Annotated in this window: 14 protein-coding genes; 9 read left to right on the forward strand and 5 right to left on the reverse strand. The window is 63.0% G+C overall.

Annotated elements, in window-relative coordinates:
* The first annotated feature begins 163 nt into the window (after positions 1 to 163).
* Positions 164 to 2,857 carry a DNA mismatch repair protein MutS gene (gene mutS, locus DEJ54_RS07085; protein WP_113156138.1) on the forward strand — a complete coding sequence of 898 codons (2,694 nt, stop codon included), beginning with the start codon at positions 164 to 166 and terminating at the stop codon, positions 2,855 to 2,857.
* Between the two features lie 179 nt (positions 2,858 to 3,036).
* On the opposite strand, the gene DEJ54_RS07090 is transcribed toward mutS, so the two are convergent.
* Positions 3,037 to 3,327 (reverse strand): GIY-YIG nuclease family protein, encoded by a 291-nt coding sequence (locus DEJ54_RS07090; RefSeq protein WP_113153950.1) that lies wholly within the window; start codon positions 3,325 to 3,327, stop codon positions 3,037 to 3,039.
* Between the two features lie 164 nt (positions 3,328 to 3,491).
* A complete protein-coding gene (locus DEJ54_RS07095; RefSeq protein ID WP_113153951.1) occupies positions 3,492 to 4,451 on the reverse strand; it encodes a small ribosomal subunit Rsm22 family protein in 960 nt (319 codons plus the stop codon).
* A gap of 134 nt (positions 4,452 to 4,585) precedes the next feature.
* Between DEJ54_RS07095 and DEJ54_RS07100 the strand changes: the two genes are divergently transcribed.
* The 6 genes from DEJ54_RS07100 to DEJ54_RS07125 all read left to right on the forward strand — a co-directional run bounded on the left by DEJ54_RS07100 (position 4,586) and on the right by DEJ54_RS07125 (position 13,186).
* Positions 4,586 to 7,384: a [protein-PII] uridylyltransferase gene (locus tag DEJ54_RS07100; protein WP_113156139.1), complete on the forward strand. Its 2,799-nt coding sequence runs from the start codon at positions 4,586 to 4,588 to the stop codon at positions 7,382 to 7,384.
* 461 nt (positions 7,385 to 7,845) lie between these two features.
* Positions 7,846 to 9,414, forward strand: a complete 1,569-nt coding sequence (murJ, locus tag DEJ54_RS07105; RefSeq protein WP_113153952.1) for a murein biosynthesis integral membrane protein MurJ — start codon at positions 7,846 to 7,848, stop codon at positions 9,412 to 9,414.
* 76 nt (positions 9,415 to 9,490) lie between these two features.
* Positions 9,491 to 10,684: an acyltransferase family protein gene (locus tag DEJ54_RS07110; RefSeq protein ID WP_113153953.1), complete on the forward strand. Its 1,194-nt coding sequence runs from the start codon at positions 9,491 to 9,493 to the stop codon at positions 10,682 to 10,684.
* A gap of 72 nt (positions 10,685 to 10,756) precedes the next feature.
* A complete protein-coding gene (trpS, locus tag DEJ54_RS07115; protein ID WP_113153954.1) occupies positions 10,757 to 11,824 on the forward strand; it encodes a tryptophan--tRNA ligase in 1,068 nt (355 codons plus the stop codon).
* 93 nt (positions 11,825 to 11,917) lie between these two features.
* Positions 11,918 to 12,409 carry a universal stress protein gene (locus DEJ54_RS07120; RefSeq protein ID WP_113153955.1) on the forward strand — a complete coding sequence of 164 codons (492 nt, stop codon included), beginning with the start codon at positions 11,918 to 11,920 and terminating at the stop codon, positions 12,407 to 12,409.
* Between the two features lie 204 nt (positions 12,410 to 12,613).
* A complete protein-coding gene (locus DEJ54_RS07125; RefSeq protein WP_113153956.1) occupies positions 12,614 to 13,186 on the forward strand; it encodes a NifU family protein in 573 nt (190 codons plus the stop codon).
* A 324-nt stretch (positions 13,187 to 13,510) separates the two neighbouring features.
* Here the strand turns inward: DEJ54_RS07125 and DEJ54_RS07130 are convergent, their stop codons facing one another.
* The gene (locus DEJ54_RS07130) at positions 13,511 to 14,134 is read right to left on the reverse strand and encodes a L,D-transpeptidase (RefSeq protein WP_113153957.1); all 624 of its coding nucleotides are present in this window, start codon (positions 14,132 to 14,134) and stop codon (positions 13,511 to 13,513) included.
* Between the two features lie 212 nt (positions 14,135 to 14,346).
* On the opposite strand from DEJ54_RS07130, the gene cueR reads away from it, so the two are divergent.
* The gene (cueR, locus tag DEJ54_RS07135) at positions 14,347 to 14,736 is read left to right on the forward strand and encodes a Cu(I)-responsive transcriptional regulator (protein WP_113153958.1); all 390 of its coding nucleotides are present in this window, start codon (positions 14,347 to 14,349) and stop codon (positions 14,734 to 14,736) included.
* 38 nt (positions 14,737 to 14,774) lie between these two features.
* Positions 14,775 to 15,275 carry an MmcB family DNA repair protein gene (locus DEJ54_RS07140; protein ID WP_113153959.1) on the forward strand — a complete coding sequence of 167 codons (501 nt, stop codon included), beginning with the start codon at positions 14,775 to 14,777 and terminating at the stop codon, positions 15,273 to 15,275.
* Between the two features lie 3 nt (positions 15,276 to 15,278).
* On the opposite strand, the gene DEJ54_RS07145 is transcribed toward DEJ54_RS07140, so the two are convergent.
* Positions 15,279 to 15,896 carry a 2-hydroxychromene-2-carboxylate isomerase gene (locus tag DEJ54_RS07145; RefSeq protein WP_113153960.1) on the reverse strand — a complete coding sequence of 206 codons (618 nt, stop codon included), beginning with the start codon at positions 15,894 to 15,896 and terminating at the stop codon, positions 15,279 to 15,281.
* 53 nt (positions 15,897 to 15,949) lie between these two features.
* Entirely contained in the window at positions 15,950 to 16,504 is a 555-nt protein-coding gene (locus DEJ54_RS07150; protein WP_113153961.1) for a thioesterase family protein, read from the reverse strand.
* Positions 16,505 to 16,837: the final 333 nt, after the last annotated feature.

Consider the following 16,837-nt stretch of genomic DNA (forward strand, 5'->3'; position numbering starts at 1 on the left):
GACGGGCTCTGGCATGTGCTTTCTGTGGAGTTTTGCCAGTGACGGGTGCATAAGGCTACACTTTTGCCCAGTAAATGGCCAAGCAGTTTGAAGCTGTTGATTTGAAGCCAGTACAAAGCCAATGCAAAGGCCGGGGAGCCCTTCCTTGAACGACGAAACGCCCATGCGCCAAAAGGCGATGCAGGCCGCTGCCGCCGGGGCCACGCCGATGATGGCCCAGTTCATCGAGATCAAGACGGCGAACCCCGATTCGCTGCTGTTCTATCGCATGGGCGATTTCTACGAGCTGTTCTTCGAGGATGCGGAGATCGCCAGCCGGGCGCTGGGCATCACGCTCACCAAGCGCGGCAAGCATCAGGGCGACGACATTCCCATGTGCGGCGTGCCGGTGCACGCGGCCGACGATTATCTGCAGAAGCTGATCGGGCTTGGCCATCGCGTGGCCGTCTGCGAGCAGATGGAAGATCCCGCCGAGGCCAAGAAGCGCGGCTCCAAATCGGTGGTGAAGCGCGATGTGATCCGGCTGGTCACGCCGGGCACCATCACCGAGGAAAAGCTGCTCGATCCTTCAGAAGCCAACTACCTGATGGCCCTTGGCCGGGTGAAGGGCGGGGATGAGAGCCTGGCGCTGGCCTGGATCGACATTTCCACCGGCGCGTTCCGCGTTGCGCCCACGCGGCCCGACCGGCTTCTGGCCGATGTGCTGCGGATCGACCCGCGCGAGCTGATCGTGCCGGAAGCGCTCTATTACGACCAGTCCTACCGCCCGGTGTTCGACGTGCTGGGGCGGACGGCAAATCCACAGCCGGCAAACATGTTCGATTCCGCATCCGCCGAGATGCGCCTGACGCGCTTTTATGGCGTGGCGACGCTGGAAGGGTTCGGCCGGTTCTCGCGCGCCGAGCTTTCGGCCATTTCGGGCGCGGTCGCCTATGTGGAAAAGACGCAGAAGGCGGAGCGCCCGCCGCTTGGCCGGCCGGAGCGTGACGATGAGGGCGCGAGCCTGTTCATCGACCCGGCCACCCGCGCAAACCTGGAGCTTGGCCGCACGCTTTCGGGCAGCCGCGATGGCAGTCTCGCCAAGGCGATCGACCGCACGGTGACGGGGGCAGGCAGCCGGCTTCTCTATGAGCGGCTGATGTCGCCGCTCACCGACCCGGACGCGATTGGCGGGCGGCTTGATGCGGTGTCCTTCTTCCTGTCCGAGGCAGGGCTGCGCGACGATGCGCGCCGGCTTCTGAAAGGCGTGCCGGACATTGCCCGCGCGCTCTCGCGGCTGGCGCTCAACCGTGGCGGCCCGCGCGACCTTGGCGCGCTTGCCTCCGGCTTTGAGGCGGCGCATGGCGTGGCCGAGCTGCTTCAGGGCAGGGAGGTTCCCGCAGAGATCGCCGGGGCGCTTTCGGGCATTGCCGGCCTGCCGATGGATTTCGCGGCCCATCTCGACAGGGCGCTTTCCGATGAGCTGCCGCTTCTGAAGCGCGACGGCGGGTTCATCCGCGCGGGCTACAATGAAGAACTCGACGAGATGCGCGCGCTGCGCGACCAGTCGCGCCGGGTGATCGCCGAGATGGAGCGGCAGCTTTCGGAGGAAACCGGGGTCAAGTCGCTCAAGATCCGGCACAACAATGTGCTCGGCTACTATATCGAGGTGACGGCCAACAACGCGGCGGCAATGAACGGCACGGACGAGGCCAAGGCGCGCTTCATCCACCGCCAGACCATGGCCAACGCCATGCGGTTCACCACCACCGAGCTCGCCGAGCTGGAAACCCGCATCGCCAATGCCGCCGACCGGGCGCAGCAGATCGAGCTGGCGGCCTTCGAGAAGCTGCTTGGAGAAGCCGTGGCGGCTGCCGACGCCATTCGCGCCGCCGCCGATGCACTGGCGGTGCTCGATGTTTCAGCCGCGCTCGCCACGCTTGCCGAGGCCGAAGATTATTGCCGCCCGCAGGTGGATGACAGTCTCGAATTTCACATCGAGGGCGGACGCCATCCGGTGGTGGAGCAGGCGCTGCGCAGGCAGCTGGCCGAGCCGTTCGTCGCCAATGACTGTGACCTGTCGCCAACGGGTGAGGAGCAGGCCGGCGCGATCTGGCTTCTCACCGGTCCGAACATGGGCGGTAAATCGACCTTCCTGCGCCAGAACGCGCTGATCGCGGTGATGGCGCAGATGGGCTCCTTCGTGCCGGCTGCCGTTGCCCGCATCGGCGTGGTGGACCGGCTGTTCAGCCGTGTCGGCGCATCCGACGACCTGGCGCGCGGCCGCTCGACCTTCATGGTCGAAATGGTGGAGACGGCGGCAATCCTCAATCAGGCGGGCCCGCGCGCGCTGGTGATCCTCGACGAAATCGGCCGGGGAACGGCAACGTTCGACGGTCTGTCCATCGCCTGGGCGGCGGTTGAATATCTGCATGAGCAGAACCGCTGCCGGGCGCTGTTCGCCACCCATTTCCACGAGATGACCGCGCTTTCCGAAAAGCTCGGACGGCTCTCCAATGTCACCATGCGGGTGAAGGAGTTCGAGGGCGACGTGGTGTTCCTGCACGAGGTGGGACGCGGCGCGGCCGACCGTTCCTACGGTGTGCAGGTGGCGCGGCTTGCCGGCCTGCCGCATGCGGTGGTGGAGCGGGCGCGCGAAGTGCTGCAGCAGCTCGAAGAGGGCGAGACCTCGGGCAAGGCATCGAAGCTGATCGACGATCTGCCCCTGTTCTCGGTGGCGGCAAAGCAGGAAGCGAAAGCGTCGAAGACGCCGGATCGCGTTGGCGAGGAACTGCTGGCGATCAATCCCGACGACCTGACCCCGCGCGAGGCGCTGGACGCGCTCTATCGGCTGAAGCAGCTGGCTGCGCAGAAGTAGGTCACGCCGGGGCGGGCGTTCTGGCATGTGGCGTTCTGGCATGGATCCTCGGGTCAAGCCCGAGGATGACGAAGAGACGGGTTTCGGGTTACTGGCAGATGCCATCCGCGCATAGGCGTTAAAAGAAGCTCGTCATCCTCGGGCTCGATCCGAGGATCCATGCCCTGCGCTTCGAAGCGTCAGGACCAGCCCCATCCACGCAAAAGCTCGTTCCACTCCGGGTTGGATTTCTCGATCAACTCAATCTTCCACTGACGAGACCAGCGCTTCAATGACTTCTCACGCTGGATAGCGTCGCGCATATCGAAGTGCTCCTCGTACCAGACAAGCCGGGCCACACCGTATCGACTGGTAAAGCCAGGCATCCGGCCCGTCTTGTGTTCGATGATGCGCCGCCCCAAATCATTGGTGACGCCGATATAGATCGTCCCACGTTTCTGGCTTGCGAGCATGTAGACGTAACCGGTCACGGAAAACCTCTCCGTTTCAACCGGGCAATATCACCTCAGCGGAAGAAGGTCGGCAAGCGCATACACCCCGATCTTTCGCGCAACCGCGTCCCGCTTCCTCCCATCGTCATCCTCGGGCTTGACCCGAGGATCCATGCCTGAGCATCCCAACCCCTCCAGCGCCCCTAAAGCGCGTCGCCCCAGTCGGCTTTGCGGGCGGCCTTGAAGGTGCGGCCTTCGCGGCGGGTGACGAGGCGTTCGTCGAGTGCGCCGTCGCTGGTGCACAGTTTCAGGCGCACCATGCCGCTGGCCGTTTTCGGCGGGGCGAGCACGCGGTCGGGGCAGTCGTCGGGCGCATGGCGCGAAACTGCCAGATAGCTGAACTTCTCGTCTTCCCACGGCACTTCGCCGCCCTTGGCGGTGCGGTGCAGGCGCGAGCGTGCGACGCGGCGTGAGAAATGACACCAGTCGGGCGCTTTCACCGGGCAGGGCGCATGATGCGGGCAGGGGGCCAGAATGTGTCCGCCAAGAGCAGTCAGCCGGTCGCGCGCGGCAAGAATGCGCTGCCAGCCGGCTGGCGTTCCGGGCTCGACGATTACCAGCGTGTCGGCGGTCAGCGCCCAAAGGCGGTCCACCAGAGCATCGCGCGCTGCCGGGGCAAGCTCGTCCAGCACATAGCAGAGCGTCACGAGATCCGCCGGCGCGATGTCCGCAAGCCCGTCTTCCACGCTTGCTGCCTGCCAGTCCGTGTCGATGGAGAGTGCTTCGGCCAGTTTTGCACCGGCGTCACGCATCGCACGGCTGGTTTCGACCAGCGTGGCCGCACCGAGCTCCGGCCATTCGGCGCGGGCCGCCCAGAGCGCGGTTCCGGGACCGGCGCCCACATCGAGCAGGCGCGATGGAGCGAAATCCTCACGCCGCGCGGCCGTTTCCGAAAGGCACTGGCGCACGGCGGCAAAGGTGGCGGGCAGGCGGGTTGCCAGATAGGCCTTGGCGGCGAGCGCATCGCCCACATGCAGGCTGCCATCGCGGGTTTCGGCGCGGTAGCGCTTCGAAAGGCGCTGGGCAGCGCCCTGAATTTCGGAAAGCGACGTGCCTTCCAGAAACGCGTCGACTGCCTGGCGCAGCGGGGCGGGAAGCTCCATTTGAAACCCGTGTCCTTGGTGTGCGAAACCCGTGCGACATAGCGGCAGGGCGTCAGCGCTGCAACCGCATCTTTTGACAGTCGTTTCGCGGCGCGCGAAAACACGCTATACAGCGCCGCCAATCCGGGATGCTCATGGCCAAGGTTCCACTCAAGCTCGATCAGATCGTCGATGGCGCGGCATTGCGCGCCGAACTGGACGGTTTTGCAGAAAACACGGGCGGCTCAGAGCTGCGCTCGAAGGTGATGGCGACGCTGAAGGCGCACATCGCGGCAGGCCGCAAGGCGGCCGAAACCATGCTCATGAACGATGGCGGCGGCACGGCCTGCGCGGCGCGGCTGTCGCATTTGATGGACGTGGTGATCACCGAGCTGCACCACTTCGCCGCCACGCATGTCTATCCCATGCAGAACCCGTCTTCCGCCGAGCGTCTGGCGATTGTCGCCGTTGGCGGCTATGGGCGCGGCACGCTTGCGCCGGGTTCCGACATCGACCTGCTTTTCCTGCTTCCCTACAAGCAGACGCCCTGGGGCGAGCAGATCGTGGAATATGTGCTCTACATGCTGTGGGACATGGGGCTTAAAGTCGGCCACGCCACTCGCAACATCGATGAGTGCATCCGCCAGGCGCGCACCGACATGACGATCCGCACCGCGGTTCTGGAGGCGCGCTTCATCTGTGGCGAAAAACCTCTCTATGAAGAGATGGTCACGCGCTTTGACGAAGAAGTGGTGAAGGACACGGGCGCGGAATACAGCCAGGCCAAGCTCGCCGAGCGCGACCTGCGCCACGCCAAGGCGGGCGAAAGCCGCTATCTGGTCGAGCCGAATGTGAAGGACGGCAAGGGCGGCCTGCGCGATCTGCACACGCTGTTCTGGATCGGCAAATATTTCTACCGCGTGCGCCGCGCGGAGGATCTGGTGGGGCAGGGCGTTTTCACCCGCAAGGAATATCTCCAGTTCCGCAAGGCCGAGGATTTTCTCTGGGCTGTGCGCTGCCACATGCACTTCCTCACCGGCAAGGCGGAGGAGCGGCTGCATTTCGACATTCAGCGCGATATCGCCGAGCGGCTTGGCTATATGAGCCATCCCGGCCTCTCGGATGTCGAGCGCTTCATGAAGCACTACTTCCTGACGGCCAAGGGCGTGGGCGACCTGACGCGCATCTTCTGCGCAGCGCTGGAGGAGGAGCAGGGCAAGCATGTGCCCGGCTTCAACCGCTTCTTCATGAACTTCTCGCGGCGGCGCCGCAAACTCGCCGGCACCAGCGATTTCATCGTCGACAATCACCGCATCAACGTGGCGGATGAAGGCGTTTTCGAGCGCGATCCGGTGAACCTGTTGCGGCTGTTCTGGTTCGCGGACCGGCACGGGCTCGAATATCACCCCGAGGCGCTGAAGCTGCTCACGCGCTCGCTGAAGCTGATCGACCGCAATCTGCGGCGCGACAGGGAAGCCAATCGCCTGTTCATGGACGTGCTGACGTCAGACCGCGATCCCGCGCTCAACATGCGTCGCATGAACGAGGCCGGCGTGCTCGGCAAGCTCATCCCCGATTTCAACAAGATCGTGGCGATGATGCAGTTCAACATGTACCACCACTACACGGTCGATGAACATCTGATCCGCTGCATCGGCGTGCTTTCGGAAATCGAGCATGGCGACGGGGAGAAGCTGCATCCGCTCTCGCACTCGCTGATGCCGTCGCTGAAATCGTGGCGCGAGGTGCTCTACACCACGGTGCTTCTGCACGACATCGCCAAAGGGCGGCCCGAAGACCACGAGATCGCGGGCGCGCGCATCGCCCGCAGGCTGTGCCCGCATATGGGGTTCGATCCCAAGGAAACAGAGATGATCGCCTGGCTGGTGGAACATCATCTCGACATGTCCATGGTCGCCCAGACGCGCGATCTGAACGACCGCAAGACGATCCAGGATTTTGCCGACAAGGTGCAGTCGGTGGAGCGACTGAAACTGCTTCTGGTGCTGACCGTGTGCGATATTCGCGGCGTCGGCCCCGGCGTTTGGAACGGCTGGAAGGGGCAGCTCCTGCGCACGCTCTATTATGAAACCGAAGTGCTTCTGACCGGCGGTTTCTCGGAAGCCTCGCGCGCCACCCGCGCCGAGGAAGCACGCCTGCGGCTTGCTGCGGCGCTCGCCGAAAACGGCTGGCAGGAAAAGGAGATCGAGGACTATCTCGGCCTCCATTACTCGGCCTATCTGCTCGCCGTCGATCTCGAAGACCAGTTGCGCCATGCGGATTTCATCCGCGAAGCGGAGAAGGAAGAGCGTCCGCTTGCCACCATGGTCAAGCCGCACACATTCGAGGCGGTGACCGAGATCACCATCTTTGCGCCCGACCATCCGCGTCTCCTGTCGATCATCGCAGGGGCGTGTTCGGCGGCGGGGGCGAACATTGTCGATGCGCAGATCTTCACCACAACGCATGGCCGCGCGCTGGACACGATCCTGATCAGCCGCGAGTTCGATTTCGATGCGGATGAGCGCCGGCGTGCGGAAAGCGTGCGCAGGCTCATCGAGGATGTCCTGTCCGGCAAGTCCTACCTGCCCGAGGTGATCGAGAAGCGCGCAAAGCCGCGCCGTGGCACAAAGGCTTTCCGGGTTCAGCCACGGGTGGAGATCGGCAACACGCTGTCGAACCGTTTTTCCGTGGTGGAAGTGAAGGGGCTCGACCGGCCGGGCCTGCTTTCGGAACTGACCGAAACGCTTTCCGACCTGTCGCTGGACATTGCCTCGGCGCACATCACCACCTTTGGCGAAAAGGTCATCGACACGTTCTACGTCACCGATCTGACGGGCCAGAAGATCGTCAGCGCCGACCGGCTGGAGGCTATCCGCACGGCTCTTCTCAAGACGCTGGAGAGCAGGGTGGAGCGTCCGGCAAAGGGCAAGTCGCAGGCGGCTGCCGAATGAGCGGGGTGGTGGCGGGGGCTGTCCTGCAGGGCGGTGGCGGGAGCAGCGTTCCGGCATGGATCCTCGGGTCAGGCCCGAGGATGACGAAGGTGGGGCTGTGAGGGCGAGCGCCTGAGGGGCCCGAAAAGGGCCGGGGCTGACGATGGTGGCCCGGGATGACGCGGGAGCTCAGAGGACGATGAAGGTGGTTCGGGGTGAGGAAGAGCGTCTGACCATTGCGAAAAAGGCCGGGCTGATGATGGTGGTCCGGGATGGTGCAGGAGCCCTGAGGATGACGAAGAGGGAGCGAGGATGACGAAAAGGGGTGGTGTTTGCCGGCGTTTGGATGCTGTGCCGCACAGGCCACCCATGACGTTCGTCACCCTCGGGCTTGACCCGAGGGGCCATGCCAGCGCATCTCAGCGTCACCATCGTTCCAATTGCAGCCCCTGTCCGGCCCCCATTTTCAGGTCTTTCCATCCATGAGCCTTATCGGAAAATTCGCCAGCGTTGGCAGCGCCACCATGGCCAGCCGCATTCTCGGCTTTGCGCGCGAGGCGCTGATTGCCGCCGCCATCGGCGTTGGCCCGGTGACGGACGCCTTTTACGCCGCGTTCCGCTTTCCGAACCTGTTCCGGCGGCTCTTTGCCGAGGGCGCGTTCAACACCGCCTTCATCCCGCTTTTCGCCAAGGAGATGGAGGGCGGCGGCGTGGAGGCCGCGCGCCGGTTCGGCGAAGATGTGCTGGCCGTTCTGATGACCGTGCTTCTGGCGCTTTCGGCGGCGGCGATGCTCGCAATGCCGTTTCTGGTCTCCACCATCATCGCACCGGGCTTTGCGGCGTCGCCGGAGAAGTTCGATCTGACGGTGGTCATGACGCGGATCATGTTCCCCTATCTGTTCTGCATGTCGCTGGTGGCCATGTTTTCCGGCATCCTCAATGCGATGCGGCATTATTTTCTGGCCGCGCTGGTGCCGACGCTGCTCAATGTGATCCTGATCGGCGTTCTTCTGGCCGCACTTTTCTGGGAGTTCGATCCGCGTCAGACGGGTGTATGGCTTGCCTGGGGGGTGTTCGCGTCGGGTCTGGCGCAGCTCTTTTTCCTCATTCAAGGCGCGCGGCGGGCAGGCTATTCCATGCGGGTGCGTCGCCCGCGTCTCACGCCGGGCGTCAAGCGCCTGCTGGTGCTGATGGCGCCAGCGCTCCTGACCGGCGGCATCATGCAGATCAATCTTCTGGTCGGGCAGATCATCGCCTCCACACAGGAAAACGCCATCGGCCTTCTGAACTTCGCCGACCGCATCAACCAGCTGCCGCTGGGCGTGATCGGCATTGCGGTGGGCGTGGTGCTTTTGCCAGAACTGTCGCGCGCGCTGAAGGCCGGCGATCAGGCCGACGCACAGCATTTGCAGAACCGGTCGATGGAGTTCGCGCTGGGGCTCACATTGCCGGCCGCCGTCGGGCTGATGGTGATGCCGGCGCCCATCGTCGCTGTTCTTTACGAGCGCGGCCAGTTCACCGCCATCGACACGGCGATGACAGCTGCGGCACTCGCCGCCTTTGCCAGCGGCCTGCCGGCCTATGTGCTGACCAAGGTTTTTCAGCCGGCCTTCTTCGCGCGTGAAGACATGCGCACGCCGATGTGGTTCTCGCTGGTCACGGTCGTGGTCAACATTGCGGCGAGCCTGCTTTTCTTCCCCGTCTATGGCCATGTGGCGATTGCCGGGGCGACGGCGCTTTCGGCATGGGTCAATGTCCTGCTTCTGGCGGCGACGCTCTGGTGGCGGGGCGATTTCCGGCCTTCGCCCGTCACGCTCAGGCGGATCACATTCATGCTGGTTGCAAGCGTGGTGATGGGAGGCGTCGTGTGGGCGCTGCTCGCGGCCCTGCCGCAATTCGTCGGCCACGATCTGCTGATCGTGCGCATTCTCACGGTCGCCGCCATTGTCGGTGTGGCGGTGGTCGCCTATTTCGGCGTCGCCCTTCTCACGGGCGGCATCGACCGGAGTGAGCTTGCCCGCGTTGCGCGCCGCTGGCGCAAAAACGCATAAGACCGCTCATCCCTCTCATTAACGGAATTCGAAGGCGGTGCGTGTAGCATCGCCTTTGCCATTTCGGGGGAGAGGCATGCAGCAACGGCTCTACTATATCGATTTCCTGCGCGTCTCGGCGTTCATGCTGCTGATCGTCTACCATGCGTCGGTGGCGTTCTTTCCGGACATGAAATGGCTGATCGAAGCGCCGGAAGGCAGCGCCGCGCTGTCGCTGATCATGAAGTTCCCGCGCGCCTGGCGGCTGGCGCTCCTGTTCTTCGTGTCGGGCATGGGCACGTGGTTCGTCTATCGCCGCTGCCATGATCTCGGTTTCCTGACGGGCCGGTTCATGCGGCTTTTCCCGCCGCTGATCTTCGCCATGTGCGTCATCATCGTGCCGCAGGTCTGGTATGAGCGCATGTATGAAGATGGCTATCAGGGCTCGTTCCTGACCTTCTGGCTCACGCGCTATTTCACCGAAGGCAAATATCCAGACGGCAATTTCACATGGGCGCATATGTGGTTCGTGGCCTATCTGCTGGCGATGACCTTCGTCTGCTATCCGGTGTTCCGGCTGATCGATCAGCCCTTCATGAAGCCGGTGAATGACTGGTTCCAGCGGGTCGCCGCATCGGGGTGGGTCTATCTGCTTTTCCTTCTGCCGCTCGTGCTCAATCTCGCGCTGTCGCCCATTTTCCCGCGCCAGACCAATGCGCTCTACAATGACGGGGCGTGGTTTGCGGTCTGGGCCAGCTGGTTCGGGCTGGGGTTCCTTTTCGCCCGCTATCATCAGGCGCTGATTGGCAATGTAATCACCCTGCGCTGGCGAAGTGCTGCGCTCGCCACGGCGCTGACTGTGGCGCTCTACCTGTTTTCCTGGACGGGAGAAGGCGGCTTCTTCATCGGTGATTACGAGGCGATGACGCCGCTTTTCAAGACGCTGCTCATGGCGCTCGCATGGACGATGATCCTGGCGCTGTGCGGTTTCTCGGCCAGATATCTCAACGCGCCGAGCGCCGTTGTCGCATGGCTCAACCGCAAGGTCTTCCCGCTCTACATCGTACACCAGACCGTGGTGGTGGCGGCGCTTTACTACGTGCTGCCGCTCGGGCTCGATGTCTGGACCGAATATGCGCTGGTGCTGATCGCGACGTTTGCAGGCTCCTTCCTGTTCGCCATCGCGGCCGAATGGCTGCCCGGCCGCACGGGCCTTCTGGTGGGGCTTGCGCCGCGCGGCAAGACGCTTCCGGCCGGTGGTGCGGAAACGCAATCGGCCCGTGGGGCTTGATTGCCGGTTTCGCGTCGTTCATAAGCCAAGGCGCGCGGTTTTCGCGCTCCAAAAGGCATTCAGGAAAGATCCATGAGCGAATTCAAGGAGCTCGTCTTCTCCGGCGTTCAGCCGACGGGCAATCTTCACCTCGGCAACTATCTGGGCGCGCTGCAGAAGTTTGTGGCGTTGCAGGACAGCCATGAGTGCATCTATTGCGTCGTCGATCTGCACTCGCTGACCGCGAACATGGCGCATGCTGATCTGGCTGACCAGACGCGCTCGATCACCGCCGCCTTCCTGGCGAGCGGCATCGACCCGAAGAAGAACATCGTCTTCAACCAGAGCCAGGTGCTGCAGCACGCCGAACTCGCATGGATCTTCAACTGCGTCGCGCGCATCGGCTGGATGAACCGCATGACGCAGTTCAAGGACAAGGCCGGCAAGGACCGCGAGAACGCCTCGCTTGGTCTGCTCGCCTATCCGAGCCTCATGGCCGCTGACATTCTCGTCTACCGCGCCACCCACGTGCCGGTGGGCGACGACCAGAAGCAGCATCTTGAGCTGACGCGCGACATTGCGCAGAAATTCAACAACGACTTCTCCCAGCGCATTGCCGAGCTTGGCTATGGCGTTGAGATGGAAGTCGGCGAGGAGAAGGTGAACGGCTTTTTCCCGCTCACCGAGCCGCTTATCGAAGGCGCGATCACGCGGGTGATGAGCCTGCGCGACGGTTCCAAGAAGATGTCGAAGTCGGACCCGTCCGACCTGTCGCGCATCAACCTGACCGACGATTCCGACGCCATCGCCAAGAAGATCCGCAAGGCGAAGACGGATCCCGAGGCTCTGCCGTCCGAGGTTGACGGTCTGGCCGATCGTCCCGAGGCGCAAAACCTTGTCGGCATCTATGCCGCGCTGTCCGGCGTCTCGAAGGCCGACGTGCTGTCCGAGTTCGGCGGTCGCCAGTTCTCCGAGTTCAAGCCTGCTCTGGCCGAACTCGCCGTGGACAAACTCGCCCCCATCGCCGGCGAGATGCGCCGCATCCTGGCCGATCCGGCCTATATCGACGGCGTTCTGCGCGAGGGCGCGGGCCGGGCGCGCGAAAAGGCCGAGACGACCATGAAGATGGTGCGTGAAATCATCGGGCTCATCGACGGGTGAGCCCCTTTTACGCATCGTCTTGCCGAAACCCTTTCGCGATGGCAGATTGCGCGGAATGGGGCGGGGCACTCGCCTGCAACACAGGACGTGTGAATGGTCTCTAAGCGACTGATCCGCGAGGCAGGGCACCGCCGCAAGTTCCTTGCCATCATCGATGACACTCCCGAATGCGAACGGGCCGTGGCCTATGCGGCGCGGCGCGCCCAGGCCACCAGCGGCGCGCTCGTCCTTCTCTTCGTGATCGAGCCGGGCGATTTTCAGCACTGGCTCGGCGTCGAGCAGATCATGCGGGAAGAATCGACCGCGACGGCAAACGCCGCGCTCGACACCCACGCCACCAAGGTGCGCGAAACGGTCGGCATCGAGCCGGAACTGGTGGTGCGTGAAGGCGCATCGGCCGACGAGATCCACAAGCTGATCGAAGAGGATCAGGACATTGCGATCCTGGTTCTGGCAGCCGGCAGTTCCAAGGAAGGGCCGGGTCCGCTCGTCTCCTCCATCGCCGGGAAAACGGCCGCGTTCCCGATTCCCGTCACGGTCGTGCCGCAGAATCTGAGCGACGAGGAAATCGAAAGCCTGGCATAGGGGCGGGCGCTTCCCATATGTGCTCCAGAACACCGGGCCGGACATGGATCTGGCTTCGGCTGTTCCGATGCTCCCTCAGCGGTTCGGGTCGTCTTTTCTGCGTCGGCATGGCGCAGGGCGGTCTGGCCACATGCATGCTTGAATGCGGCAGGCTTTCTGCTTATTTTAGAATTATTCCAAGAAACGCCAGATCGGAAAGTTACAATGTTCATTCAGACCGAAGCGACTCCCAATCCCGCGACGCTGAAATTCCTGCCTGGCCGTGTTGTTCTTGAAGAAGGCACCGCCGATTTCCGTCAGGCGGAAACGGCCGCAGAGGCATCGCCTCTGGCAGAGCGCCTCTTTGCCGTGCCCGGCGTGACGGGCGTGTTCTACGGCTACGACTTCATCACGGTCACGAAGGAAGACGGTCCCGACTGGCAGCATCTGAAGCCGGCCATTCTCGGCACGATCATGGAGCATTTCATGTCCGGTCAGCCGGTCATGGCCACGGGCGGTCCGGGCCTGCCTGCCTCCGAGGATGGCGAGTTCTACGACGAGGCCGACGAGGCCATCGTCTCCACCATCAAGGAGCTTCTGGAGACGCGTGTGCGTCCGGCTGTGGCGCAGGATGGCGGCGACATCACCTTCCGCGGTTATGAGAAGGGCACGGTCTTCCTGCACATGAAGGGTGCCTGCGCCGGTTGTCCGTCTTCCACGGCGACGCTGAAACACGGCATCCAGAACCTTCTGCACCACTTCGTGCCGGAAGTCCGGGAGGTCGAACAGGTCGTCTGACCCCTCCTTGGCGCTCTCTTTTTCGCACGATGTTTGGATTCAATAGCGAAAACGCCTTATTCAATGTTCTTGCGCAATTGCGGGCACCGTCTTCGAGGCCCCTTCTCCCGCGTGCGGGGAGAAGGTGAGGATGAGGGGCGAGCGCCAGCTTGCGCGAACCCACAACATGGCGGGATTTTCATACGCGGCGTCAGCCCCTCATCCGGCTGGAGCGCCCTTTGTGCATCCGAAGCGCTAAGGATGGAGAGATACGAAAAAACCGGGCTCTGAGGCCCGGTTTTTTTCAGGGTCGACCAAGGCCGACCCCTGTTGCTGAGACGGTTACTACCGCTTAACGATTACTTTAGCACCAATTTCGGTACGGTTGTAAAGGTCGATGATGTCCTGGTTCATCATTCTGATGCAGCCGGAAGACATTGCCTTGCCGATCGAGCGCCATTCCGGCGTGCCGTGCAGGCGATAACCCGTGTCGCCGCTGCGGTTGAAGAGATAGAGCGCGCGCGCGCCAAGCGGGTTGGACAGGCCGGGCGGCATGCCGCCGCGCCATTTCGCCAGCTCGGGCTGACGGCCGATCATGGCTGCGGGCGGGGTCCAGGTGGGCCATTCGCGCTTCATCGCAACGCGCGCCGTGCCGGACCACTCAAAACCTTCGCGGCCAACGCCGATGCCGTAGCGCATGGCCTTGCCGTTTTCCTGCACCAGATAGAGGTACTTGTCCTTGGTATCGACGATGATCGTGCCGGGCTTTTCCTTCGTCTCGTAGGAGACGATCTGGCGATGATATTTTCGCGGAACCTGGCTGATCGGAATGCGCGGCAGCTGGTAGCCCGCATCCTTCACCGTACCGTAGTCGGAGGTGAACACCTTGAGAGGCCCACCCGTCGTGCACCCGGCAAGAGCGGTTGCAAGTCCCAGTGCCGCAGCCACGACGATTGATTTGAATCTCATATGTTCCCCCGGTCCCCCAATTTGTTAAGTGTGCCTGAATTGCGCCGCACTTTGACCATCATTCTTAAATTCCTGGTTAATGAAATGACAAGATTTGGATGCGTCTTACGTTGCGTAATCCCGTTATTGCCGCGTGATATTGCAAACGCGCAACACAATCCCCAGTTTCAGATGGCGGAATTCAGCAAGCGTGGAAGTTCAGGAGACGTGTCATGAACGTTGGCGAGGCGGCCCGTCGTTCGGGCCTACCGGCAAAGACGATTCGCTATTACGAAGAAATCGGCCTTGTTTCGCCGGCGCGGGCCGGAAACGGTTACCGCGATTACAGCGATGAAGACCTGCACTTCCTGACCTTTCTGAAGCGCGCGCGCGGTCTCGGCTTCGCCATCGAGGAATGCCGCCAGCTGATGACGCTTTACCGCGACAAGCACCGGGCGAGCCACGATGTGCGCGGCATCGCCATTTCGCATGTGGTGGCAATCGACGAGAAAATTGCGGAACTGCAGGCCATGCGCGCCACGCTGAGCAAACTCATCAATGCCTGCCATGGCGACAACCGGCCCGATTGTCCGATCCTGGACGATATTGCCGGGGCGCAGTGACGCTTCAAGCGGCTCACCGTTGATGGCATAATCCTTCCATGCCGATCATTTCACCGATTCCCGTCAACCCGCTGGCCGATGGTCGCCAGTCGGAACGCGCCATGGTCATTCGCCGGGGCGTGCAGCGCCTGCTCATCACCATGGGGGCGGTGGTGCTGCCGGAGCTGACGCTCGCCACCGGCCGGCGCGCCGATCTCGTGGCGCTGACGAAGAAGGGCGACATCTGGATCATCGAGATCAAGTCGTCAGTGGAGGATTTTCGGGTGGACCGGAAATGGCCGGATTATCGCCTGCACTCCGACCGCTTTTTCTTCGCCACCCACCCGGAAGTGCCGGCGGAGATTTTTCCCGAGGAATGCGGTTTCATCCTGTCGGACGGTTATGGCGCGGAGATCCTGCGCGAGCCGGACGAGCACCGCCTTGCCGCCGCCACCCGCAAGGCGATGATGCTGCGCTTTGCGCGGGCGGGGGCGGCGCGTCTCACCGCTGCGGAACTTGCGGGCATCGACGTGCCGCTGGCCGAGGGTGAGACAGGCTGAGGCTTACGGCGTGATCGGCTGACGGCCTGTCGCAAGTGCATGGTCGAGATACTCGACGCGGTCCTGCCCGAAGAAGGCCTCGCCGTTCAGCACAAAGGTGGGCACGCCCACCGCGTCGGCCTCTACGGCGTCCCTGGTGTTCTGCGCGCGGATTTCGGCAATCGCCTCGCTTTGCGCCTTCTCCAGAATGGAGGCTGCGTCGAACTTCTCCAGTTCCAGATATCTGGTCAGCGTGTCCGGGTCGGCAATGTTTTCCTCATTGGCCCACACGGCGGCGAAGACGCGCTCCATATAGCTCAGCGGATCATGGCCCTCTGCCGCTAGTGCTGCGATCACGCGGTCGGAAAGCTCCGGGTCGACGGGCCAGTGTTTGGGCGTCTTGTTGATCGGCAGGCCGCGAAAATCGGCGATGCGCTGGATCTCCACCAGCCGCTGGCGCTGGCGCACCGGGGGGCGCCTGGGCGGGGGAACCGCGCCGGAGATCTCCCAGACACCCATCAGGTTGATCGGCTTCACGCGCACATCCGCGCCATGCTTGGAAAGCACGGTGCGCAGAGCCTGGTGGCCGAGATAGGTGAAGGGCGAAGCGGAAGTGAAGTAATAGTCGACGGTCGCTGTCATCGATGTCTCCGGTGCATGTTGGTGGCCGGAGAGTAGCGATGCGGTCTGGCGACTTAAAGGTGTGAGGACAACACTTTTGCGCGAGCGCGCAGGCCCTGATGCGAGGCGATGAAGGCTTTCTCTTCCGCATTGGGCGCACGCGGCGCGCCATCGTGGCCGAGTGTGCGCATCAATTCGTCGACCGGCACGAAGCGTTTGCCCCGCTTGTCGTAGACCCCGCCCGTGGTCAGCACCATGGCGGCAACGCGCCCGTCATCCAGCACGAAACGATGCTGGCCGATGATCTGCGTGTCTTCCCATGTTTCGATGGTGGAGACGACTTCGAAGCGCTGCCATAAGCGCACCTCGCGCACATAGGCCGTCTGCAGGCCACCGAGCAAGGGAGCCCAGCCGCGCTTGCGGGCTGCGGCGACCAGTCCGCTGCGCAGGAAGATGTCGATCCGCCCCATATCCGCCAGCATCATGTAGCGGGCGTTGTTCAGGTGGATGTTCATGTCGATGTCGGTGGGCAGGCAACGGAAGGAGAGCTTGCTCTCGTCGCCCAGCCGATAGACGCCCCGGCTCTTGCGTGTGGCGGCCACGCGAAGAAGACGCATCCAGACATACATGATTTTCTATCCCGGGGAGGTTGGCGTTGCGGTCGGTGCTCGTCCTAGGGTCAGGACCTATAAATATGGCCGCAATGGCGTTCGATAGACCAAGAGATGCTAGGAAAAGCCCGCAGAGCGGGGTCTTCCCCCGGTCAAGGGGTTTGACGCGGCAGGTCGCCGGTCTATCGAGCGTCCTTTGGATCAGCCTGATTTGCACGGGCTACTTTGTCGCAAACCCTTGAAAGACGTGAAGTCTTCCTGCGGTCTTGCTTCGCGTATCCGCACAAATCAGGCCGACCATTGCGGCCATATTTATAGGTCCTGACCCTAGAGCAATTCCAGGAAAAGTGG

This window comes from Nitratireductor sp. OM-1 (assembly GCF_003296175.1).
Classification (GTDB): Bacteria; Pseudomonadota; Alphaproteobacteria; order Rhizobiales; family Rhizobiaceae; genus Nitratireductor; species Nitratireductor aquimarinus.